General features: G+C 64.8%; 24 protein-coding genes. 18 read left to right on the top strand and 6 right to left on the bottom strand.

The features are described from left to right. Positions 1 to 109 precede the first annotated feature (109 nt). Entirely contained in the window at positions 110 to 1,078 is a 969-nt protein-coding gene (locus tag XH85_RS28440) for a catechol 2,3-dioxygenase (RefSeq protein ID WP_128934459.1), read from the top strand. On the opposite strand, the gene XH85_RS28435 is transcribed toward XH85_RS28440, so the two are convergent. Beyond that, on the bottom strand, positions 1,075 to 4,608 hold the full coding sequence (locus tag XH85_RS28435) for a molybdopterin cofactor-binding domain-containing protein (RefSeq protein WP_128934458.1): 3,534 nt from the start codon (positions 4,606 to 4,608) through the stop codon (positions 1,075 to 1,077). The two genes, XH85_RS28440 and XH85_RS28435, sit on opposite strands and share 4 nt — an antisense overlap. After that, positions 4,608 to 5,090, bottom strand: a complete 483-nt coding sequence (locus tag XH85_RS28430) for a (2Fe-2S)-binding protein (RefSeq protein WP_128934457.1) — start codon at positions 5,088 to 5,090, stop codon at positions 4,608 to 4,610. The genes XH85_RS28435 and XH85_RS28430 overlap by 1 nt, the downstream gene beginning before the upstream one ends. Positions 5,091 to 5,334: 244 nt before the next feature. Here XH85_RS28430 and XH85_RS28425 point away from each other — a divergent pair, with 244 nt between their 5' ends. The 8 genes from XH85_RS28425 to XH85_RS28390 all read left to right on the top strand — a co-directional run bounded on the left by XH85_RS28425 (position 5,335) and on the right by XH85_RS28390 (position 13,592). Beyond that, entirely contained in the window at positions 5,335 to 6,792 is a 1,458-nt protein-coding gene (locus tag XH85_RS28425) for a 6-hydroxynicotinate reductase (RefSeq protein WP_206734791.1), read from the top strand. After that, the gene (locus tag XH85_RS28420; protein WP_128934456.1) at positions 6,789 to 7,685 is read left to right on the top strand and encodes a UPF0280 family protein; all 897 of its coding nucleotides are present in this window, start codon (positions 6,789 to 6,791) and stop codon (positions 7,683 to 7,685) included. Before XH85_RS28425 ends, XH85_RS28420 begins: the two co-directional genes overlap by 4 nt. A 26-nt stretch (positions 7,686 to 7,711) precedes the next feature. Further along, complete coding sequence (locus XH85_RS28415) at positions 7,712 to 8,296, top strand: amino acid synthesis family protein (protein WP_084803796.1); 585 nt, start codon at positions 7,712 to 7,714, stop codon at positions 8,294 to 8,296. A 77-nt stretch (positions 8,297 to 8,373) separates the two neighbouring features. Continuing rightward, positions 8,374 to 9,576, top strand: coding sequence for an ABC transporter substrate-binding protein (locus tag XH85_RS28410; RefSeq protein WP_128934455.1), 1,203 nt, complete (start codon positions 8,374 to 8,376; stop codon positions 9,574 to 9,576). Between the two features lie 156 nt (positions 9,577 to 9,732). Then, positions 9,733 to 11,622 (top strand): ABC transporter permease, encoded by a 1,890-nt coding sequence (locus tag XH85_RS28405; RefSeq protein ID WP_128934454.1) that lies wholly within the window; start codon positions 9,733 to 9,735, stop codon positions 11,620 to 11,622. After that, positions 11,619 to 12,410, top strand: coding sequence for an ABC transporter ATP-binding protein (locus tag XH85_RS28400; RefSeq protein ID WP_128934453.1), 792 nt, complete (start codon positions 11,619 to 11,621; stop codon positions 12,408 to 12,410). The genes XH85_RS28405 and XH85_RS28400 overlap by 4 nt, the downstream gene beginning before the upstream one ends. After that, a complete protein-coding gene (locus XH85_RS28395; protein WP_128934452.1) occupies positions 12,407 to 13,111 on the top strand; it encodes an ABC transporter ATP-binding protein in 705 nt (234 codons plus the stop codon). Before XH85_RS28400 ends, XH85_RS28395 begins: the two co-directional genes overlap by 4 nt. A 25-nt stretch (positions 13,112 to 13,136) precedes the next feature. Further along, a complete protein-coding gene (locus XH85_RS28390; RefSeq protein ID WP_128934451.1) occupies positions 13,137 to 13,592 on the top strand; it encodes a MarR family winged helix-turn-helix transcriptional regulator in 456 nt (151 codons plus the stop codon). 275 nt (positions 13,593 to 13,867) lie between these two features. Here the strand turns inward: XH85_RS28390 and XH85_RS28385 are convergent, their stop codons facing one another. Continuing rightward, positions 13,868 to 15,064: an amidohydrolase family protein gene (locus XH85_RS28385; protein ID WP_128934450.1), complete on the bottom strand. Its 1,197-nt coding sequence runs from the start codon at positions 15,062 to 15,064 to the stop codon at positions 13,868 to 13,870. Positions 15,065 to 15,221: 157 nt separating this feature from the next. Between XH85_RS28385 and XH85_RS28380 the strand changes: the two genes are divergently transcribed. From XH85_RS28380 to XH85_RS28345, 8 genes are all read left to right on the top strand, one after another. Next, positions 15,222 to 15,995: a ferredoxin--NADP reductase gene (locus XH85_RS28380; protein WP_128934449.1), complete on the top strand. Its 774-nt coding sequence runs from the start codon at positions 15,222 to 15,224 to the stop codon at positions 15,993 to 15,995. 191 nt (positions 15,996 to 16,186) lie between these two features. Next, positions 16,187 to 16,513, top strand: coding sequence for a hypothetical protein (locus tag XH85_RS28375; protein ID WP_128934448.1), 327 nt, complete (start codon positions 16,187 to 16,189; stop codon positions 16,511 to 16,513). A 102-nt stretch (positions 16,514 to 16,615) separates the two neighbouring features. Continuing rightward, positions 16,616 to 17,884 carry a cytochrome P450 gene (locus tag XH85_RS28370; RefSeq protein ID WP_128934447.1) on the top strand — a complete coding sequence of 423 codons (1,269 nt, stop codon included), beginning with the start codon at positions 16,616 to 16,618 and terminating at the stop codon, positions 17,882 to 17,884. 144 nt (positions 17,885 to 18,028) lie between these two features. Then, positions 18,029 to 18,214, top strand: coding sequence for a hypothetical protein (locus XH85_RS28365; protein WP_128934446.1), 186 nt, complete (start codon positions 18,029 to 18,031; stop codon positions 18,212 to 18,214). A gap of 14 nt (positions 18,215 to 18,228) precedes the next feature. Then, positions 18,229 to 18,429 (top strand): hypothetical protein, encoded by a 201-nt coding sequence (locus XH85_RS46890; protein WP_091888628.1) that lies wholly within the window; start codon positions 18,229 to 18,231, stop codon positions 18,427 to 18,429. Positions 18,430 to 18,477: 48 nt separating this feature from the next. Beyond that, positions 18,478 to 18,660: a hypothetical protein gene (locus XH85_RS28355; RefSeq protein WP_245471220.1), complete on the top strand. Its 183-nt coding sequence runs from the start codon at positions 18,478 to 18,480 to the stop codon at positions 18,658 to 18,660. 15 nt (positions 18,661 to 18,675) lie between these two features. Continuing rightward, positions 18,676 to 18,936, top strand: coding sequence for a hypothetical protein (locus XH85_RS28350; RefSeq protein WP_128934444.1), 261 nt, complete (start codon positions 18,676 to 18,678; stop codon positions 18,934 to 18,936). 38 nt (positions 18,937 to 18,974) lie between these two features. After that, a complete protein-coding gene (locus XH85_RS28345) occupies positions 18,975 to 19,217 on the top strand; it encodes a hypothetical protein (RefSeq protein ID WP_128934443.1) in 243 nt (80 codons plus the stop codon). 38 nt (positions 19,218 to 19,255) lie between these two features. Here XH85_RS28345 and XH85_RS28340 read toward each other — a convergent pair whose 3' ends face one another. After that, a complete protein-coding gene (locus tag XH85_RS28340; RefSeq protein ID WP_128934442.1) occupies positions 19,256 to 20,500 on the bottom strand; it encodes a DUF763 domain-containing protein in 1,245 nt (414 codons plus the stop codon). 128 nt (positions 20,501 to 20,628) lie between these two features. Here XH85_RS28340 and XH85_RS28335 point away from each other — a divergent pair, with 128 nt between their 5' ends. After that, positions 20,629 to 21,771, top strand: coding sequence for a mechanosensitive ion channel family protein (locus XH85_RS28335; protein ID WP_128934441.1), 1,143 nt, complete (start codon positions 20,629 to 20,631; stop codon positions 21,769 to 21,771). A gap of 12 nt (positions 21,772 to 21,783) precedes the next feature. Here the strand turns inward: XH85_RS28335 and XH85_RS28330 are convergent, their stop codons facing one another. Both XH85_RS28330 and XH85_RS28325 read right to left on the bottom strand, forming a co-directional pair. After that, a complete protein-coding gene (locus XH85_RS28330; RefSeq protein ID WP_420809133.1) occupies positions 21,784 to 22,020 on the bottom strand; it encodes a hypothetical protein in 237 nt (78 codons plus the stop codon). Continuing rightward, entirely contained in the window at positions 21,957 to 22,187 is a 231-nt protein-coding gene (locus XH85_RS28325; RefSeq protein ID WP_276339291.1) for a hypothetical protein, read from the bottom strand. Before XH85_RS28325 ends, XH85_RS28330 begins: the two co-directional genes overlap by 64 nt. Between the last annotated feature and the right edge of the window lie 23 nt (positions 22,188 to 22,210).

Raw genomic sequence — 22,210 nt, 5'->3', positions numbered from 1 at the left:
GTTGACGAGACCTAATCATTTGTACATTAGTCCAAATAGGCTGCACGCCATTTGCGTCCCGCGCGCCGCGGATCGCAGCCACGCTTGGCGGCCACGTTTGGAGGAAACCATGCAGCCCGAACCGATCCTCGATCTCGCCCATCTCGGCCACATGGAGCTCTTGACGCCCAAGCCTGACGAAAGCCTGAAGTTCTTCGTCGATGTCATGGGCATGACCGTCAGCGGGCAGAAGCGCGAGTCGGTCTACTTGCGCGGCTGGGACGATTACGAGCGCTATTCGCTCAAGCTGACGGCGTCGAAGACGTCGGGCATGGAGCACATGGCGCTACGCGCGCGCAGCCAGCAGGCGCTGGAACGCCGCGTCGCTGCATTGAAAGGCTCCGGCTTCGACATCGGCTGGATCGACGGCGACATGGGACAGGGGCCGACTTTCCGCTGCCGCGATCCTGATGGCCACATCGTCGAGCTCTATTACGAGACCGAATGGTATCAGGCGCCGCCGGAGCTGAAGCCCGCACTGAAGAACCAGGCCCAGCGTTTTCCGGCGCGCGGCGTCAACGTCCGCCGGCTCGACCATCTCAACTGCCTCGCGGTCGATATCAAGGCCAACCGCGAGTTCTTCGAGAATTATCTCGGCTGCCGTCTCACCGAGCAGATCGTGCTCAACGACGGTCGTGAAGCCGCGATGTGGCTGACAATGTCGAACAAGAGCTACGACTTCGCCTATTCACTCGATCATTCAGGCACGCCAGGCCGTTTCCACCACGTCACCTACGCGCTCGACAGCCGCGAGGAGATTCTTCGCGCGGCAGATATCTTCCTGGAGAACGGCGTGCATATCGAGACCGGCCCGCACAAGCACGCGATCCAGCAGACCTTCTTCCTCTATGTCTACGAGCCCGGTGGCAACCGCGTCGAGGTCGCCAATGCCGGCGCGCGTCTCATCCTCGCGCCGGACTGGAAGCCGATCGTGTGGACCGAGGAGGAGCGCAAGAAGGGTCAGGCCTGGGGCCTGAAGACGATCGAGTCCTTCCATACGCATGGTACGCCGCCGGTGGAGATCAAGAAGCACGGCTAATTTGCGGATGCGCGTGCGCGCGCGATCGTCTCGCGCACGCCGGACCACGCCGGCTTGTCCGGCGCGAACTGCTTGCGCAGGAAGGTGACGAGCTCCTCGACCTGCGCGTCGCTCATGCTGCCCTTGAAGGCGGGCATGTAGCCGAGGTCGCTGGAGACGGGCTCGGTGATGCCGTGCAGGATGACCTGCACCAAATTGTCCGCGGTCGCGCTGTGCAGATTGCTGTTGAGAGCGAGCGAGGGCCTGCTGCCGAACAGCGGCAGGCCGCCGACCTCATGGCAGACGGCGCAGGCGCCCTGATAGAGCCGCGCGCCGGTGGACGCGGCGACGGTGACTTGCGTCGCGTTCTCGAGTTTCGTTGCGAGCGCGTCTTGGGTTTGTCGGTCGCTCGCGGTGTCATTGAACGAATTGAGATAGACCGCCATCGCGCGGAGGTCCTGGTCGGGCAGGGCCTTCAGGTCCCGAACGATCGGCGCCATCGGACCGGCCGCGACGCCGTGATAGCGGGAATGGCCGGTGCGCAAATACGCGAACAGCTCGTCCTCGCTCCACGGGATCGGTGCGCGGGAGAGCGAGGTCAGGGCCGGCGCTTCCCAGCCCTCGGCAAAGCCGCCGGCGAGATAGGCCCCGCGCTGCTCGGCACCGAGCGCATTGCGCGGCGAATGGCAGGCGCTGCAATGGCCGAGGCTTTCGACCAGATAGGCGCCGCGATTCCAAAGCTCCGACTTCGCGGGATCGGGCTTGAATTCATCCGCCTCATGAAACAGCGCGTTCCATCCCGCGAGCAGCGGCCGAAGATTGAAAGGGAAGGCGAGCGTGTTCGCAGGCTGTGTCGCGCGCACCGCAGGCTGTGCCACCAGGTAGGCATAGAGCGCCTGCAGGTCGGCTTCGCTGGTCCTCGAAAAATGCGTGTAGGGGAAGGCGGGATAGAGCTGCCGTCCGTCGCGATGCAGCCCATCGCGCATCGCGCGCTCGAAGGCGGGGTAGGACCAGGCGCCGATGCCGGTCTCGACGTCGGGCGTGATGTTGGTCGAGTAGATCGTGCCGAACGGCGTTTCCAGCGCACGGCCGCCGGCATTGAGCGCACCTCGAACCGCGGTATGGCACTCCGCGCAGTTGCCGAGCGCTGCAAGCTGCTGGCCGCGCGCGATCGTCGCTGCGGAATAGACCGACGCGTCGGGCCTCGCGATGGGCGCGATCGCGCGCGCCGGGAGCAGCGCTGCGCCGACGCCGATTGCGGCGGTGCAGACGGCCGCGATTGTCGCGAAGATGCCGGCGCGTTTGGCGAACGGATTCTGCCAGATGCGTGATGGCGGCGGCGGGGTGGCGGGCGCGGGCAGGGCCTGCGGCGTGGCCGCTGCATCGCCGTGCAATCCCCTGAGAATGCGCTCCGGCGTGAATGGCGGCTCGCGAAAGCGCACGCCGGTGGCATCGAAGATCGCGTTGGCGATCGCCGCCGCGCTCGGCACCGAGGCGGACTCGCCGACGCCGAGCGGCGGCTGGTTCTGACGCGGCAGCATCAGCACGTCGATCTTGGGCATGTCGGGGAAGGGGATGATCGGATAGGCGCCCCATTCGCGCGCCGCCACCGCGCCGCGCTCGAACGAGACCTCCTCCATCAGCGCGCGGCTGGTGGACTGGATGACGTTGCCGTGGATCTGGTGGCGCACGCCGTCCGGATTGATCATCAAGCCGGAATCCTGTCCGGCGATCACGCGCGTGACGCTGACGTCGCCTGTGGTCTTGTTCACCGCGACGTCGGCGATCCAGGCCGACCACGCCGCGCCATAGCCGGGGAACTTGCTGTGGACATAGAGCGCATAGGCAAAGCCACGCCCATGCACGACCTCGCCGTCTTTCTCCTCGCGGACCGGTCGTGGTGTCCAGCCTGCGCGCTCCGCGACCGCATTGACGAGATCGATGGCGCGCTGGTCCTTCAGGTAGCGCAGGCGATACTCGATCGGGTCGACGCCAGCCTCGGTCGCGGCCTCGTCGATGTAGGATTCATGCGCAAAGGTGTTCGGTAGCGCCGACACGCCGCGGAACCAGGACGCGCGCACGATCGGCGGCATGTCGTGGGCGACGACACGCATGTTGTCGTAGTCGTAAGGCGGGATCGCAGTGCGATCGCCCATCTGGAGCACGGCAGGCTCGGGCGAGATCCGCCCCGTCAGCAGCAGCGCCAGCGTCGGCGCGGCGTTCGAGGGATAGCGCGTGGCGAGATCGTAGGCAGCGACGTCGCCGTCGGCGTCGAGGCCGCCATTGACGTCAATGAGCTGCGCGGTGCCCTTGGGCTCCCAGGCGTGCTCCTGCTCGCGCGTCAATTGCGCGCGCACGGGCCGGCCGACTGCGCGCGACAGCAGCAGGGCGTCCGCGGTGACGTCATCGGCGCAGTTGCGGCCGTAGCAGCCGGCGGCCTCCAGCCTGACGACCTCGATCTCGCTCTCGGGACGTTCGATCAGCAGCGCCAGATCGCTGCGCAGCACGTGCGGATTCTGCGTCCCGGACCAGACCCTGATGTTGCCGTCCTGGAAGTCGGCGACTGCACAGGACGGCCCGATCGAGGCGTGCATCTGATACGGCCAGACATAAGTGCGCTGCATCGGCTTGGCCGCGCCTGATATCGCCGCATCGACGTCGCCCTTGTCGATCAGCGTGCGCGGCGTCGATGGATTGGCGCGCAACGCGGTCTCGACATCGGCGAGATCGGTCAGCGCAGGCGTCGGCTTCCAGCTCACCTTGAGCCGCTCTGCCGCACGGATCGCATTCTCCTCGCGCTCGGCGACGATTCCGACGAAATCGCCGATGCGCACCACGGCCACCAGGCCGGGAATGTCGCGCACCGAAGTCTCATCGACGGCGATCAGGCTGGTGCCGACGAACGGACCGGCATCGACGCCGGCATAGGGCGGACGCACCACGCGGCCATGCAGCATGCCGGGCAAGCGGACGTCGTGCACGAAAGTCAGCTCGCCCGTGGCCTTGGCCGGCACGTCGACCCGCGGCATCGACTGGCCGACGATGGCATAATCGCTGGCCGCCTTGACCGTGACGTCGTCGGCAAGCTCGAGGCTGATCGTCTCATTGCCGATCAGCTCGCCATAGCTGACGCTGCGATTGTCGGGCCCGCGGACGAGACCGTCGTCGATCCTAAGGTCGGCCGCCGGCAGCTCGAGCCGCTCGGCCGCGCGTGCGATCAAGAAGTGCCGCGCCTGGGCTGCGGCCTTGCGCAACGGCACGGCCGTGATTTGGATCGTCTCGCTCGCGATCGTCGCGCCCTGGTTCGGCACCAATGCGGTATCGCCGAGCACGACGACGACGCGCGCAAAGGACACATCCAGCTCCTCGGCGACGATCTGGCCCAGCGCAGTGCGGATGCCGGTGCCGAGATCGACATGGCCGTTATAGGCCGTGACCGCGCCGTCCGCGGTGATGCGGACATAGGTCTCGGTCGTGACCTCGTCCACGGTGCTGATGACGACGAGCGAACCGGATGGCCGCTCAGCTCCGTTCGGATGCGGGGAGGCCATCAATCAACGGCCTCGGTGAGCTGGTCGGAGGCGCGCATCACGGCGCGCAGGATTTCGACATGCGTGCCGCAGCGGCAGAGATTGTAGCGCAGCGCCGCCAGCGCCTCCTGTTCGGTCGGCTGCGGATTGATCGCGAGCAGCGCCTTGGTGGTCATGATCATGCCGTTGAGGCAGTAGCCGCATTGCGCGGCCTGCTCGTCGATGAAGGCCTGTTGCACGACATCAGGCTTGTCGCGCGTACCGAGGCCTTCGAGCGTCACGATGTCGCGGCCGGCGCAGCCGCCTACGGGGATCACGCAGGATCGCGCCGCGGCCCCATCGATCAGGACAGTACAGGTGCCGCATTCACCGAGACCGCAGCCATATTTCGGCCCGTTGAGTGCGAGGTCGTTGCGCAGCACATAGAGCAGAGGCGTGTCCCGCGCCGCAGTGACCTCTTGGATCCTGCCGTTCACGGTGAGGCGGATCGGTGTCTGCGTCATCCTCGTTCCCAAGCCCTGTCAGCGCGCGATTTGTAAGTCGCGACGATACCGTTTGTACACAAACGTGCAAGCCGTCATGCCGCACTGCAGCGCGACTGCCTTCTTTGTGGACAGAGCGGATAGGCATTTGAGCTTTTATGCGGCAGGCGCATCTTTTGCGATGCACCGCCGCTTGACAGCTATCGGGACCGCGCGCAACATCGTTCGTATACGAATGATAACCGCGGTCTCCGCTGGCTCTGACATGGTGATGGAAACAACGAGCGCTGCCGTCGACAAGATCCGCTGCGATGCCTGTCCGGTGATGTGCTACATCAAGCCGGGCGCGGCGGGCGCCTGCGACCGTTACGCCAATCACGACGGCAAGCTCGTCCGCGTCGATCCGCACGTTATCCTGGAGCGCACCGTCTCGCACGGCGGCAAGCTCGTCCCGTTCAGCCGCACAGAGGACTGGGACGGCAAGATCGTCCACGAGCCTTCAACCTTTGTCACCGCGATCGGAGCGGGCACGACCTATCCCGACTACAAGCCGGCGCCCTTCATCGTCTCCGCGGAGGTCGATGGCGTCGACATGGTGACTGTCGTCACCGAGGGAATCTTCTCCTATTGCGGCATCAAGGTGAAGATCGACACCGACCGCTATCTTGGGCCCGAGACCGCGACCGTTCGCGCGCAGGGCGAGGCGGTGGGCCACGTCACCACCAGCGAATACGGCTCGCAGATGCTCTCGCTCGGCGGCGTGCATCATCTCACCGGCGGCTCCAAGAAAGAGGGGCGCGTCACCTGCGACACGTTGATGGATCTCGCTAATTGCAAGGCGGTCGAGCTCACCATCGACGGTGGTGCGAGCGTGGTGGTGCAGGCCGGCCAGCCGCCGGTCGTCAACGGCGTGAAGGAAGAGCGCATGCGGGTCGGCTGCGGCTCGGCGACGATCGGCATGTTCGCCAAGCAGTGGCATGGCAAGGTCGATGAGGTCGTCGTGGTCGACGACCACATCACCGGCGTGCTCTCGGAACATCAGGCCGGCAAGCTGCTCGATATCGCCGATACCGGCATCAAGATGAAGGGCCGGCGTTCGACGCCCGGCCGCTATTTCCAGGTCGCCGATCCCGGCACGGGCTGGGGCGGCACCAACATCTCGGATCCGCTCTCGATTCTCGGCCCATTTGATGCCAAGGAAGCCAAGCCCGGTCTGACCATGCTGATGGTCTCCACCACCGGCGAGCATTCGTCCTATTATGTGCTCGACGAGGCCTTGAAGCCGGTCGAGACCGAGATGCCCGATGACCTGAAGTTTTCGGTCGAGCGCATCCAGGAGAACTGCGAGCCGGCGCTGTGCACGGTGCTGTTCATGGCGGGCGCCGGCGGCTCGCTGCGCGCGGGCGTCACCGACAATCCGGTGCGGCTGACGCGCTCGGTGAAGGACGCGCTGACGCGCGTCACCAGCGGCGGCGCGCCGGTCTATGTCTGGCCCGGCGGCGGCATCACCTACATGGTCGACGTGACGCAGATGCCGGCGGGCGCGTTCGGCTATGTGCCGACGCCGGCGCTGGTCGCGCCGATCGAGTTCACGATGAAGCTGTCGGACTATGCCGCGCTCGGCGGGCACATGGATTATGTGAAGCCGCTCTCGGAGGTGAAGGGCGGTGACGATGTCCGCCAGCTGCCCTGGCAGAACCCGATTCCGGGACGTCGGGCATGACCCGGCGCCCGCAGATCGCATTGCTGTCTGATGGCCGGCGGCTGCATTTGCAGGATGGACCGATTGATTTGATCGTGGAGGCGAGGGGCCGCGCGGACGAGGTGCATGCCGCCTACGAGGCGGCAGCGCGGCGGTTCACCGGTCTGCTCGACGAGCTTTGCGCGGAATTGCCGGAGCTGCGGACGGCCGCTGAGGGGCTGACTTCGCTGAGGGGCGTGGTGGCGCGGCGCATGCACGCCGCTGTCGCGCCCTATGCCGCCGATTGCTTCATCACGCCGATGGCCGCGGTAGCCGGCAGCGTGGCGGAGGAGATCCTTGGCGCAATGCTCGGAGCCGCAACCCTCAATCAAGCCTACGTCAACAATGGCGGCGATATCGCGCTTCATCTCGGCGAAGGCGAGCATTTCTCTGTTGGTTTGATGGATCGGCCCGATCGCTCCGGCGTGATGCGGACGCTGAGGGTCGATTCAGCCGACCCCGTACGCGGGATCGCGACCAGTGGACGCCACGGTCGCAGTTTTTCGCTCGGGATCGCCGACGCGGTGACCGTATTGGCTGCAACGGCATCGCGGGCCGATGCGGCGGCCACCATCATCGCCAACGCGGTGGATCTGCCGGGACACCCGGCCATCATCCGCAAGCCCGCCAACGCGCTTCAGCCCGACAGTGATCTCGGGGGGCGCCTTGTCACCCGCGAGGTCGGTGAATTGTCGCACAATGAGATCGCGGCCGCGCTGGAATCTGGCGCGGAATGTGCACGGCAATTATTCGATCGCGGATTGATCGAGGGTGCCGTGTTGCAGCTTTGTGGTGATATGCTTGTCATCGGACCGAAAGATATTGAACGGCAACGATCGCGCCGGCCTATGCTGGAGAACGCGGTTCATGCCTGAACAGGGAAGAGCCTGAGGAAGCAATCATGAGCGCGATCATCCGCAAGATCGTCACCGTCGTCGAAGAGACCCAGATGGAGATGGGGCGTCAGGTGTCGCCGCCGACCCGGCGCGCCGCGGCGATCGCCGTGATCGAGAATCCCTTTGCGGGGAAATATGTCGAAGACCTTTCCCCGCTGATTGCGATCGGCGAGGAACTGGGCGAGTTGCTGTCGAAGCGCGCGGTGGCGGCGCTCGGCATCGATGGCGCGAAGGCGCAGAGCTATGGCAAGGCCGCGGCCGTCGGCGAGAACGGCGAGCTGGAGCATGCCGCCGCGATCCTGCATCCGAAGATGGGTGCGCCCGTGCGCAAAGTGCTGAGCAAGGGCGCGGCGCTGATCCCGTCGTCGAAAAAACGCAGCGGTCCCGGCACGACGCTGGATATCCCTCTGGGGCACAAGGACGCAGCCTTCGTACGCAGCCATTTTGACGGCATGGAGGTACAGATCAACGATGCGCCGCGCGCCAACGAGATCATGGTCGCGGTTGCCGTCACCGACAGCGGCCGTCCGCTGCCGCGCGTCGGCGGGCTGACGGTTGCGGAGATCAAGGGCGAAGACGGATTGAGGTAGCGCGATCCGGAGAGCCGGGCACGGGTTCTCCGATCAAATCGTGTGCGAACGAGAGAAGTTCAAAACTGGAGGTTGGGATGCGAGCAAGAAACGTTTTTGTCGGCGCGGCCTTCGCGCTTCTGGCCGGCGGCATGGCCCATTCGGCCCTGGCGCAGGACATCAAGATCGGCGAGATCAACAGCTATTCGCTACTGCCGGCCTTCACCGAGCCCTATCGCAAGGGATGGCAGCTCGCGGTCGAACAGATCAACGCGGCCGGTGGCATCAACGGCAAGAAGCTCGTCGTCATCTCCAAGGACGATGGCGGCAAGCCGGCCGATGCGCAGACCGCGGCCAATGAGCTCGTCTCGAGCGAGGGTGTCGCGATGCTCACGGGCACGTTCCTGTCGAACATCGGCCTCGCCGTCAGCGACTTCGCCAACCAGAAGAAGGTGTTCTTCCTCGCGGCCGAGCCGCTCACCGACGCGATCACCTGGTCGAAGGGCAACAAATACACCTTCCGCCTGCGTCCCTCCAACTACATGCAGGCGGCGATGCTGGTGGAGGCAGCCAGCAAGCTGCCTGCGAAACGCTGGGCGACGATCGCGCCGAACTACGAATACGGTCAATCGGCGGTCGCGGTGTTCAAGAAACTGATGTCGGAGAAGCGCCCGGATATCCAGTGGGTCGACGAGCAATGGCCGCCGCAGGGCAAAATCGACGCGGGCCCGGTGGTGCAGGCGGTGGCCGCCGCCAATCCGGAAGCGATCCTCAACGTCACCTTCGGCGCCGATCTCGTTAAGCTCGTGCGCGAAGGCAACACCCGCGGCCTGTTCAAGGGGCGTGAGGTCGTCTCCTTCCTGACCGGCGAGCCCGAATATCTCGATCCGCTCAAGGACGAGACGCCCGAGGGTTGGATCGTCACCGGCTATCCCTGGTACTCGATCAAGACGCCCGAGCATGACGCGTTCCTGAAGGCCTACCAGGCCAAGTACAACGACTATCCGCGCCTTGGCTCGATCGTCGGCTACCAGACCATCAAATCGGCGGCGGCAATCCTGGCGAAGGCCGGCTCGACCGATCCAGAGAAGCTGATCACCGCGGCTGAAGGCCTGTCGATGCCGTCGCCCTTCGGCGAGATCACCTTCCGCAAGATCGACCATCAGTCGACGCTCGGTGCCTATGTCGGCAAGACTGCGCTGAAGGACGGCAAGGGTGTGATGGTGGATACATCCTACAAGAAGGGCGCGGACTACCTGCCTGGCGACGCCGAAATTGAGAAGCTGCGTCCGAAGGATTGATCTGGCTTCACTCTCCGCTGCCGTAGGGTGGGTTAGCCGAAGGCGTAACCCACCACCTTCGGTGCCACAAGAAATGGTGGGTTACGCCCGGCGAACTCCGCTCCGCGTAGTCGCTGGACTAACCCACCCTACGAATTCATCTAACCCGGACCGCCGATGGCCTTTTATGTGGTACAGTTTCTGACCGGTCTCGCCAGCGCAGCGTCGCTGTTCCTGGTGGCCTCGGGCCTGTCGATCATCTTCGGCGTGACGCGGATCGTGAATTTCGCGCATGGCGCCTTCTACATGATCGGCGCCTACATCGCCTTCACGCTCACCGAGCGGCTGTCGGGTGCGTTCGGCTTCTGGGGCGGGATCGTGCTGGCGGCGCTGGCAGTGGCGCTGATTGGAATCATCGTCGAGATGGTGCTGCTGCGGCGCATCTATCACGCGCCCGAACTGTTCCAGCTGCTCGCGACCTTCGGCCTGACCCTGATGGTCGAAGATCTCGTCGTGCTAATTTGGGGGCCTGACGACCTCGTCGGCCGCCGCGCGCCCGGCTTCAAGGGCGCGATCGATTTCTTCGGCCAGAACATTCCGAGCTATGATCTGTTCCTGATCGTGCTCGGACCGGTCGTGCTCGGCATTCTCTGGCTGCTGTTCCAGCGCACGCGCTGGGGCGTCTTGGTGCGCGCCGCGACGCAGGACCGCGACATGGTCGCCGCGCTCGGCGTGAACCAGAAGTGGCTGTTCACGAGCGTGTTCGCGGTCGGCGTCTTCCTTGCAGCCCTCGGCGGGGCGCTCCAGATCCCGCGCGATGCCGTGCATCACGCCATGGATCTTCGGATCATCGTGGAAGTGTTCGTTGTGGTCGTGATCGGCGGCCTCGGCAGCATCGTCGGCGCCTTCGTTGCTGCGGTGCTGGTGTCCGAGCTCAACGCCTTCGGCATCCTGATCTTCCCGAAGATCTCCATCATCCTGGTCTTTCTGGTGATGGCGGTGGTGCTGATCGTGCGGCCCTGGGGCCTGTTCGGCAAGCCCGAGGCGGCCGCGCGCAAGACGCCGGGTCTGACTGTCAATCCCTGGCGACCGCTGACGTCGAATGAACGGCTGGCTGCGCTGGCCGCGCTCGTCATCGCAGCGACGCTGCCGCTGTTTGCCGGCAATTACGCGCTGACGGTCGGCTCGGAGATCGCGATCTTCGTCATCTTCGCCGTCAGCCTGCACTTCCTGATGTCGGTCGGCGGGCTCGCATCGTTCGGCCATGCCGCCTATTTCGGGCTTGGTGCCTACGGCATCGCCTTCCTCGCCAAGATGGCGGGGCTCCCGATGATCGTGTGTCTGTTGCTCGGCCCGCTGCTCGGCTGCATGGGCGCGGCCGTGTTCGGCTTCTTCGCGGTGCAGCTGTCCGGCGTCTATTTCGCCATGCTGACGCTCGCCTTCGCGCAGATCGTGTGGTCGATCGCATTCCAGTGGGTGAACGTGACGGGCGGTGACAACGGCATTCTGGGCCTTTGGCCGTCGAGCTGGGCCGCGAGCCCATCGCATTTCTATTGGCTCGCGCTCGGCGTCGCGGCGCTGGTGACCATCGCGCTTCGAGCCATGGTGTTCTCGCCGTTCGGCTATGCGCTCAGGGCGACGCGTGACTCGGCGCTGCGCAGCGAAGCGATCGGTATCGACGCGAAGCGCATCCAGTGGACCGCCTTCGTGATCGCAGGCACCACTGCCGGTATCGGCGGCGCGCTGTTCGCCTACCTCAAGGGCAGCGTCTTCCCTGACAATCTCGGCATCTCGCTGTCGGTCGATGCGCTGGTCATGGTGCTGCTCGGCGGCGTCGAAACTGTATCGGGCGCGGTGATCGGCGCCATCGTCTACAAGGCTCTGAACATCTGGCTGGTCAGCCAGACCGATCTGTCGAAGCTTGTGCTCGGCGGCTTCATCATGCTGATCGTCGTCGTCTTCCCCAAGGGCATCGTCGGCATGCTGGAGCTGCTGGCGCAGCGCCGTAAGAAAGCATCGCCCCCGGGATCCCCCTTGCTTGCCAAGCCGATCGAGTCTGCCGAATGAGCGTCGCACCTCCACTTCTCGCGGTCGAAGGCCTGACCAAATCCTATGGCGGCATCCATGCCGTGCGCGGCGTCTCGTTCTCGCTGCGCGCCGGCGAGATCCTGGCGTTGATCGGGCCGAACGGCGCCGGCAAGAGCACTTGCTTCGACATGCTCAACGGCCAGAACAAGCCGGATTCCGGCCATGTCCGTCTGCTCGGCGAAGAGATCACCGGCAGGAAGCCGCGCGATGTCTGGCGCCTCGGCGTCGGGCGCACGTTTCAGATCACTGCGACCTTCGCTACCATGACTGTGCGCGAGAACGTGCAAGTCGCGCTGATCTCGCACGGGAAGCAGCTGTTCAATCTGTTCGGTTCGGCGCCGAAGTTCGACCGCGGCGAGGCCGGCCGTCTGCTCGAGCTGGTCGGCATGAGCGGCTACGCGGATCGGCCCTGCGGCGAGCTCGCCTATGGCGACCTCAAGCGGCTCGAGCTTGCCGTCGCGCTCGCCAACCAGCCAAAGCTGCTCTTGATGGACGAGCCGACCGCGGGCATGGCACCGCGCGAGCGTGTCGACCTGATGCGGCTGACCGCGCAGATCGCGCGGGAGAAATCGATCGGCGTGCTCTTCACCGAGCACGACATGGACGTCGTGTTCGAACATGCCGACCGCATCATCGTGCTCAACCGCGGCACGCTGATCGCCGAGGGTTCGCCGGCCGAGGTGCGCGGCAATCCGCAGGTGCAGGCGGTCTATCTCGGCGAGGGCCTCGTCTACGATGCCCGCCATCGCGAGGGAGCCTCGACATGAAGCTGACGGTCGAAGCGCTCAACAGCCATTATGGTCCGGCGCATATCCTGTTCGACATCGGCTTCGAGGTCGGCGCGGGCGAGGTCGTCGCGCTGCTCGGGCGCAACGGCGCCGGCAAGTCGACGACCTTTCGCTCCATCGTTGGCCTCGTCGCGCAGCGAACCGGCCGCATCATGTTCGAGGGCAAGGACGTCTCGGTGCGTCCGACGCATGAGATCGTGCGCGAGGGCCTCGGCTATGTGCCGGAGGAGCGGCGCATCTTCACGGACCTGACCGTTGAGGAAAATCTCGAGGTCGGCCGCCAGCCCAAGCGTCCGAACGCTCCGCACTGGACGCGCGAAAAACTGTTCACGCTATTTCCAAACCTGGGTGAGATGAAAAACCGTCCGGGCGGGCGCATGAGCGGCGGCGAGCAGCAGATGCTCACCATCGCGCGCACGCTGATGGGCAATCCGTCGCTGGTCCTGTTGGACGAGCCTTCGGAGGGCCTGTCGCCGAAGATCGTGGAACAGATGGTCGATGCCATCCTGACCATGAAGAAGGAAGGCGTCAGCATCGTCGTCTCCGAGCAGAATCTGCATTTCGCGCGGCTGATTTCCGATCGCGCCTACATCATCGAGCGCGGCCGCATCTGCTTCGGCGGCACCATGGCCGAGCTCGACGCACGTCCGGATATCCGTGACGCGCATCTGTCGTTGTGAGGGCAAAGGGAAGGGCAGCGAACGGATGGCGAGAAGCGTCGCGGCAAAGAAGAACGCCAAACCAGCAAAACCGCCTTACGTGCTCGACGAGCAGGTCGGCTTCATCCTGCGCCAGGTCTGGCAGCGCCACAGCTCGATCTTCTCCCGCGACATCGGCACCAATTTGACGCCGACCCAATGGGCGGCGCTGTCGAAGCTCGCCGAGACCGGGCCGTGCTCGCAGAACCAGCTCGGACGTCTCACGGCGATGGACGTTGCGACCATCAAGGGCGTGATCGACCGCCTGACGGCGCGCGGCCTGACGGAAACGAGCCAGGATCCCGAGGACGGGCGGCGCTTGCTGGTCACCCTGACCCGCGCCGGTCAGCAGCTCGCGGAGAAGCTGGCGCCGAACGCGCTGGCGATCACCCGCGAGACCCTGGCGCCGCTCGACGCGAAGGAGCGCGAAACGCTGATGGCGCTGCTCAATAAGCTCCGGTGAGGAAGGTGCCGTAGGGTGGGCAAAGGCGCAACGCGCCGTGCCCATCATCTTCATCGCATTTGCAGGCGCAATGGTGGGCACGCTTCGCTTTGCCCACCCTACGATACCGAGCAAGGTGCCTCACCGTCACCCTGAGGTGGCCGCTTCTTCAGCGGCCCTCGAAGGGCGACGGCCCCGCTGCGTCAGCTCGGCCGTTCATCCTTCGAGGCTCACACACGGCGCCTTCGCGCCGTGCACTCGCACCTCAGGATGACGGGTTTGGTGTTTTCGCGAGCCTACTTCGCCACCACCTCCGGTACCTTGCCCGCCGGCGGCGTGTTGCGGCTGCGCTGGGTCCGGACGATGCCGTCGATGATGGTCATCCCGATGCCGGGGAGATCGCCGAGCTGAACGCTCTCCAAAATGCTCTTGCCGGGCGAGTGTTGCGCCTTGTCCATGATGACGAAGTCGGCGGAGCGGCCGACTTCGATCAGGCCGCAATCGAGCTCGCGCATCCGGGCGGTGTTGCCGGTGGCAAGGCAGAAGGCGATCTCGGCCGGCAGCTCGCCGAGCGAGGACAGCATCGAGACCATGCGCAGGATGCCGAGCGGCTGCACGCCGGAGCCGGCCGGCGCGTCGGTACCGAGGATGACGCGGTGCAGATCGCCCATCTCGCGCGCGGTGCGCAGCGTGAACAGGGCCGAGCGCTCGTTGCCGTTGTGCACGAGCTCGAGGCCGCGCTTGCAGCCCTCGCAGATGCAGCGGATCTGGTCGTCGGGAAGCGCCGTGTGGCCGCCATTGATGTGGCCGACCACGTCGGTATCGGCCTCCAGCACCACGTCCTTGTCGATCAGGCCTGAGCCGGGGATCGACGGGCCGCCGGTATGGATCGTACTCTGGATGCCGTATTTACGCGCCCAGCCGACCATCTTCCGCGCGGTCGGACCATCCTTGACGCCACCGAGCCCGACCTCGCCGAGCAGCTTGACGCCGTTGGCGGCCATCTCCTTGAAATCCTCCTCGACCATCTCGCATTCGATCACCGGCGCGCCGGCGTGAACCTTCACGCCGCCGGGGCGCAAGGTCCAGAACGCGCGCTGGGCGTATACGGCCATGGCCTTGAGACCGACGACGTCGCGGGGGCGGCCGGGCATGTGCACTTCGCCGGCGGAGATCATGGTGGTGACGCCGCCGTGGAGGTAGCTGTCGATCCAGTTGATCTGGTTCTGCCGCGGCGTCCAGTCGCCGGCAACGGGATGCACGTGGCTGTCGATCAGGCCCGGCGCGACCGTGGTGCCGTGGGCGTCGACGATGGTGGTCGCGCCTTCGGTGTCGACGTCCTTGAAGCGGCCGATCGCGGTGATCTTGCCGTTCTCGGCAACGATGGTGTCGCCGTCCAGGATCGGCTTTTCCAGGGCGCCGGACAGGATCAGGCCGATATTCCGGATCACGAGCTTCGAGGGTCCGCTGGCCTGGGGGGCGTCATGCGCCATGGAGGGGGCTCCTTGTTCCTAACTGCAAGGCTTTCGATCTTGGGCAGCCTTGACCGCGGGATCAAGCAGGATTATTCATTAGTATACGAATGATCGTGTACTAACGACGCATAGCTGCCGCCTCGAAACCCGCATTGGAAGTGACAGGGAAGGTGAGATGAGCAATTTCAATCAGGAAAGCGTTTTGAGCGTCCACCACTGGACCGACACGCTATTCTCCTTCAAGACCACCCGCAGCCCGACCTTCCGCTTCCGTAACGGCGAATTCACCATGATCGGGCTCAAGGTGGGCGAGAAGCCGCTGCTGCGGGCCTATAGCGTCGCCAGCGCCAATTACGAGGACACGCTGGAGTTCTTCTCGATCAAGGTGCCGGATGGTCCGCTGACCTCACGGCTTCAGCACCTGAAGGAAGGCGACGAGATCATCGTCAGCCGCAAGGCCACCGGCACGCTGGTGATCGACAATCTGGAAGAGGGCCGCAACCTCTACCTCATCGGCACCGGCACGGGGCTCGCGCCGTTCCTGAGCGTGATCAAGGACCCCGAGACCTACGAGCGCTTCGAGAAGGTGGTGCTGCTACACGGCTGCCGGCGCGTCAGGGAGCTCGCCTATGGCGAGATGATCACCGAGACGCTGCCCAAGGACGAGCTGATCGGCGAGTACATCCGCAATCAACTGATCTACTACCCGACCGTGACGCGCGATCCCTTCCGCAATCGCGGCCGCATTACCGACCTCATCACGTCAGGTAAGCTGTTCACCGACATCGGCCTGCCGGCCCTGGAAGCCGCCCACGACCGCGTCATGATCTGCGGCAGTCCGGCCCTGGTCGCAGACACGCGCGTGCTGCTGGGCGAACGCGGCTTCATCGAGGGCAATCACGGCGAGCCGGCCCAGTTCGTGGTCGAAAAGGCCTTTGCCGAACGCTGAGCCATTCCCTTCCGATGAGTCGGAACGGGGGGCTTGGATTTGACGCGTTCTCTTTACGCGAACCGGTATCCACTTCGCGCTATAGGCCCGTAATTCCTGCCCAATAAGGTCGCATTTTCGCCGCCGGGCGCCCGTTGCGGCGCCGATTCGGCGCACGATACTATATGGGAGCGAATCAGCGGAGTTCCCACATGGTTGCGGACAGCGACAGCAACATCGCCTGGCACCGGGTCCAGTTGAAGAAGAACCGCGCCGAGTTGAAGGCGCTCGAGACTGCGCGCTTCACGATGGGCGAGATCGCCTCTTCGAAGCGGAACGGCGACACCCAGAAGATCATCGCGGAACTCAAGCGCAAGATCGCGCAGTCCGAGCGCGTGATCGCCGATCACGACAAGCGCACGCGCCGACCGCTCGCGACCGACCTGCAAAGCCTCAGCAATGGCAGCTGGAGCCATTGGGACGCCTACACCAGCCAGCAGCAGCGCAAGACCGGGCAGCGACCTCCGGGACGCGGATAGGTCTTTCGACGTCTGCGGCCGAAGCAGGTGCACGTTCCGCCCTTGCACCGGCCGCGCCGCGCACCATCTGGTTGAGACGCCAGCAATCACTCCGGTGAACCCATGACAGCGCGCCTCGATTTCACCAGCGAGGCCTTTTTTCGCGATCCGCCCAAGGCGATCGCGACGCTGCGCATGTCCGGCCCCGTAGTCGCGACGCGATTTCCTCTCATCGGCGAGGTCTGGATCACCACGACCCATGACGCCACCGCGCAGGTCCTGAAGGACGGCACCACCTTCACGCTGCGCAAGGAGGATGGCGACGTCGCCGGTCTGCGCTGGTGGATGCCGAGATACGTTAGGACCATCGCCAACAACATGCTGACGATGGACGAGCCGGATCACACCAGGCTGCGCAGCATCGTGGACGAGGCTTTTCGTCGGCGCGCCATCGTCGCGATGGAGCCGCGCATCCGCGCCATCGCCGACGATCTCGCCGACGAACTCTTTGCGAACGGAAGTCCGGCCGATCTCGTCCAGCGCTACGCGCGTATCCTGCCGCTCGCGGTGATCTCCGAGCTCCTGGGCCTGCCTCCGGCGGACCGTCCGCAATTCATCGCCTGGGCCAACGCGATGTCCTCGCTGACCAATGCCGTCAGCTTCTTCCGCCTGCTGTTCGCGTTCCGCAAGATGCGCGCTTACCTCGAACGGCAGTTGCAGATCGCGCGTGTACAGGGCGGCGAAGACCTGATCGCGGAGCTGGTCCAGGTCGAGCGCGAGGGTGGCCAGATCACGCCGGACGAAATGGTCTCGATGGTTTTTCTGCTGCTCGCGGCCGGCTCGGAGACCACCACGCATCTCATCAGCGGTTCGGCTTACGAACTGCTCAGGAACTCCGGACTGCGCGATTGGCTCGAAGAGGACTGGAGCCGCGTCGGCCTTGCCGTCGAGGAATTCCTGCGCTTCGTCTCGCCAGTGCAATTCTCCAAGCCGCGCTATGTGCGGCGGGATGTCGAGGTCGAAGGCGTGCGCCTGAAGAAGGGCGATCGCGTCATGGTGATGCTCGCCGCGGCGAACATGGATCCCACGGTGCACGATCGTCCCGAGAAGCTCGATCTCGAACGCAAGCCTAACCGCCACCTCTCGTTCGGAACAGGAATCCATTTCTGCCTTGGCCACCAGCTCGCGCGCATCGAGGCGGCGTGCGCGTTGGAAGCGCTGTTCGTGCGATGGCCGAAGCTTGGCTTGGCCGTCGATCCCGCCGAGATCCGCTGGCGCAGGCGGCCGGGTTTGCGCGCGATTGCGAAGCTTCCCGTCTCGACCGAGGGTCGCGGAACACCGGCGGCGCGCGCGGAAACGATGATTGATCGTTCCCTCACCGCGGCGGGCTGAGATCGGCTCCCTTCGGAAAATCTTGCTCGAGCGTTATCAGTCAGGAACGGTGTGCCGTTGGTCCTGTTGTCATTAGGACGTCGGAGACGACGGAAGTTCCTTGGCCGCAAGTCGCAGATCGACGTCTTAACGGGAGACAAGATCATGGCCAGCAAGATGCCACCTGTTCCGCCGGAAAATCAGAGCCCGAAGGGAACCGGCGATACCAAACAAGAGTCGCCCAATCAGACCCCGCACGGTCAACAGCGCGTGGAAAATCCGGACCAGCAGGGACAGCAGGGCAACATCAAGCAGAACACGACCAATCAAGGCTATCAGCAAGATCGCTGAGGAGGGCGACATTCATGTCGACATCCACCAAGACACCGAACAGCATTCGTCAGGGCGGACCGGGTGCTTCGCATGAGAATGCGAAGGCCCCGTTGGAGGTGAAGAAGCCGCCGGCGGACGATTTGCAGCGCAGCCATAGCCGGATCTCCGGCGGAGGCGGCGAGCGCGATTCTCATCACAGTCATGATGAAGCCGGAAAGGGCGGAGGCAGGTAGTTCATGAGCAGCAAGCAACCCAAATTGTACACGCCGAGCGAAAAGGACATGCGTGACAATCCTCTGATCGGAGGATCGAAGGGGGCCACCATGGCGGGCGTGTCACCCGACGATCTCGAAGATGCTCTCGGCGAGAACACGATCGAAGGCGATCGCGAGAACGATGTGGGCATCGGCGGCGGCATCGACAAGGACGTCGCACATGGCGGCGCGCACCGAAGAGGTCGGTAGCTTCGGAGAACGAGCATGCAAGGCAAGAAGACCCATGAGCAGCAGGTTCGCATCCTCGAGCGCAAGCCCGATGTTCCGAACGCGCGCGAGCTCGATCAGGCGATCGGTCGCAAGTCCGGGGGCGCTGTCCATCACGCGCGTCCGGACGCGAGGCATAGCGAATACGCGGTAAGTCGCGGCGGCCTCAATCAGGAGAGCGACCACAACAAGCACAACGATCCCGGCCAGAGCGGCCACAAGCCGCCGAAGCCAATGCCGGCACAACAGAAACACTGAGCGTTCAAAGGGGGCGATCACTGCAAGAGGAGAAACCGATGCCAGCTGGGCACGGCAGTAAGACGCACTTCAGATCGGGCATGCATGGCAAGGGCGATGGCACTGGCGCCATGGCCGATATCCCCAAGGACAAGATCGGCGACAACATGGTGCTGTCCAATCGCGACAAGACGCAGCATTCGGACATTCGCGGCATGGATGGCAAATTCATCCAGACCGAGCAGTATCAGGATCACGCAGCCAACCGGCTCGACGAGGAGCCAGGGACTGACGAGACCTGATAGGGGGCGTTCCTCCCGATCAACTGGCGGACCGGTGTTCAGCCGGTCCGCTTTTTTGTCGGCGCGAGATCGCGCTCCCAGCCGAACACCGAGCGGCCGTCGAGATCGGGCGAAGCGGCGCGCTCGCCGGCGATGTAGGCTTCGACCGAGGGTCCTCGTGCAGTCCGCTCCAGCCGCCGCGCCTGGTCGTCGAGGCGCTTGATTGCCTGCATCTCTTCTTCGCGTCCGAGCTTGGCGTTCTGGATCGCGCCCTTCAACACGCGGATGGTCTCGTCATAGACTTTGATCGGAACGGGGTAGGGATGCCGGTCCTTGCCGCCATGGGCGAGCGAAAAGCGCGCGGGATCTTTGAAACGATAGGGCGCGCCGTGCACGACCTCGGCGACCATCGCAAGTGAGCGCACTGTGCGCGCACCGACGCCGGGCGTCAGCAACAGCTCCGGGAAATCGACCGGGCCGCGCTCGGCCGCGGCAGCGAGGGTGCCGTGCAGGCGGCGTGCGAACACGTCCTTCGGGCGGACGTCGTGATGCGCGGGCATGATCAGGTGCGGCAGCATGGCTTGCGCCGGCTCAAGGCCGGTGAGCCGTTCGAACTCGGAGACGATGCGATCCGGGCCGAGGCTGCTCAACAGCTCGAGCTGCGCGGTGCGCGAGACATCGGCGCGATGGTCGGTGAGATTGACGATCTCGCCTTGCTGCGGACCGTCGATCGCACTGTGCGGCGTATCGACAAAACTCTTCAGCGCCTCGGAATGCCAGTGATAGCGGCGGGCCTGCCGCTTGTCGCCGTTCATGCCCTGCTGCACCACCGTCCATTTGCCATCGGCGGTGACGAAGAATCCATGGAGATAGAGGTCGAAGCCGTCTTGCACCGCCGCGCTGTCGACTTTCGCCACCAGGCGGCTGGCACGCGTCAGCTTGACGCCGTCGAAGCCGACGCGCTCGCCGAGCTGCAACAGCTCGTCCGGCGTCTTGCGCGAATGCTGGCCGCGGCCGCCACAGACATAGATGCCGAGCTCGTCCTGGAGCGGTCCGAGTCCACGCTTCAGCGCGCCGATCACGGAGGTCGTGATGCCCGAGGAGTGCCAGTCCATCCCCATCACGGCGCCAAATGATTGAAACCAGAACGGATGTGACAGCCGCTGAAGAAACGCATCACGGCCGTAGTGATGAACGATCGCCTCAGTGACGATCGCGCCGAGGGAAGCCATGCGGCTTGCAAGCCACGGCGGAACCCGCCCGGTGTGGAGAGGAAGATCGGCGCTGCCGGTACGTCGAGTCATGAGTGCCTCAAATCTAGCGCAATTCGTCAACGGTTGCATCAGCGGAATGATGCGTTGCACTGGATGGGGGAGCCAAGCTGACCGGCAGGCGTTGAGCGGGCTACGCGAATGCAGTGATGGGGACAACAATGAGCTGGCAGGCCCTCATGGCCGACATCGACGAGATGTTCGGCTGGATACCGTCTTGGTTTGTCGGCCTCAACCTGGTTGCCGGCGCGATCCTGCTTGCCCTTTCCCTCTATCGGTTCGCGGCCTGGCTGCTCAAGCGCGCCTTCGGAACTCGCCTGCCGCTTCTGAGCGTGTTCATCGACCGGACCGCCGGTCCGGCCCAACTCGCCCTTTGCCTGGCCGCCGTCGCGCTGGTGCTGCCGCTTGCGCCACTCGACGATATGATCCGAACGCCGTTGATGCGGGTGTTCGTCGTGACCGTCATCGCGCTGATCGGCTGGATCTCGATCCGGATCGTCGACATGAGTGCGGCGCGCTATCTCCAGAACTTTCGCGACGTCACCGAGAACTTCATCGCGCGCAAGCACGTCACGCAGGTCCGCGTGTTCAAGCGCGTCACCGACACCATCATCGTCATCATCTCGGTGTCCACCGCGTTGATGACGTTCGATTCGGTGAAGCAATATGGCGTCAGCCTGTTCGCCTCCGCCGGCGCCGCCGGTATCATCGTCGGACTTGCCGCGCGGCCGCTGCTGAGCAATCTGATCGCGGGCTTGCAGATCGCCATCACCCAGCCGATCCGCATCGAGGATGCCGTGATCATCGAGAACGAGTGGGGATGGGTCGAGGACATCGCCGCGACCTATGTCGTGATCCGGCTATGGGACTGGCGCCGCATGGTGGTGCCGCTGTCCTATTTCATCGAAAAGCCGTTCCAGAACTGGACCCGTGACACCGCTTCCCTGATCGGCGTCATCGCGCTCCACGTCGATTACCGTGCCGATGTAGCGCGCATCCGACGCTGGCTGGAGGAGGCGGTGAAGCAGTCCAAGCTCTGGGATGGCGCCGTGGTCAATCTCCAGGTGGTCGACGCGGATTCGCGCACCATCGAGCTTCGCGCGCTGGTCAGCGCGCGCAATGCGCCGCAATCCTGGGACCTGCGCTGCGAGATCAGGGAAAAGCTTGTGGCGTTCATCCGCGACGAGATGCCGGAGGCACTGCCGCGCGAGCGTGCGATCTTGATTCCGTCGGGCGGCGATGACGGCGATCTTCTCCAACGCGTGGCACCACCGGAGAAGGTGAGGGCGAGCGCGCGCAATTGACTCCCGACGCGATCAGCCGGCACCAACCACGGCCGCGTCGGTTTGCCGCTCGGAGCGCGGTCGCCGCTTACGCAATTTCCGCCGCGCCCAGATCAGGAGGCCGGTCGAGAGCAGCGTGAGCAGTGCGATCGACGTCACGACGTTGAGCGGCGAGGCGATCAGCGCCGACCAGTTTCCCTCATGGATCAGGCGCGGCCAGTTGCGCGGCAGCGGTGTGACGTCGGACGACGTGACGGCATAGGCGCGCAACTCTCCGCCGTGCGTGCGAGCACGTCGACCGCGCCGCCGGCGGCGTAGGGGACCAGAATGTGGACCGGCTTGTTCGGGTAACTTTCGGCGGCCTGCGCGGCGCCGCCCGCCAGCAGCAGACCAGCGCCCAGCATCAACCCGCCGATCTTCTTGTTCAAACGCAGCATTTACCAGCACTCCTTAAGGGCAT

It is taken from the genome of Bradyrhizobium zhanjiangense (genome assembly GCF_004114935.1).
Taxonomy (GTDB): domain Bacteria; phylum Pseudomonadota; class Alphaproteobacteria; order Rhizobiales; family Xanthobacteraceae; genus Bradyrhizobium; species Bradyrhizobium zhanjiangense.
Note: the sequence above shows the minus strand (reverse complement) of the source record. Positions and strands in the feature narration are given on the sequence as shown.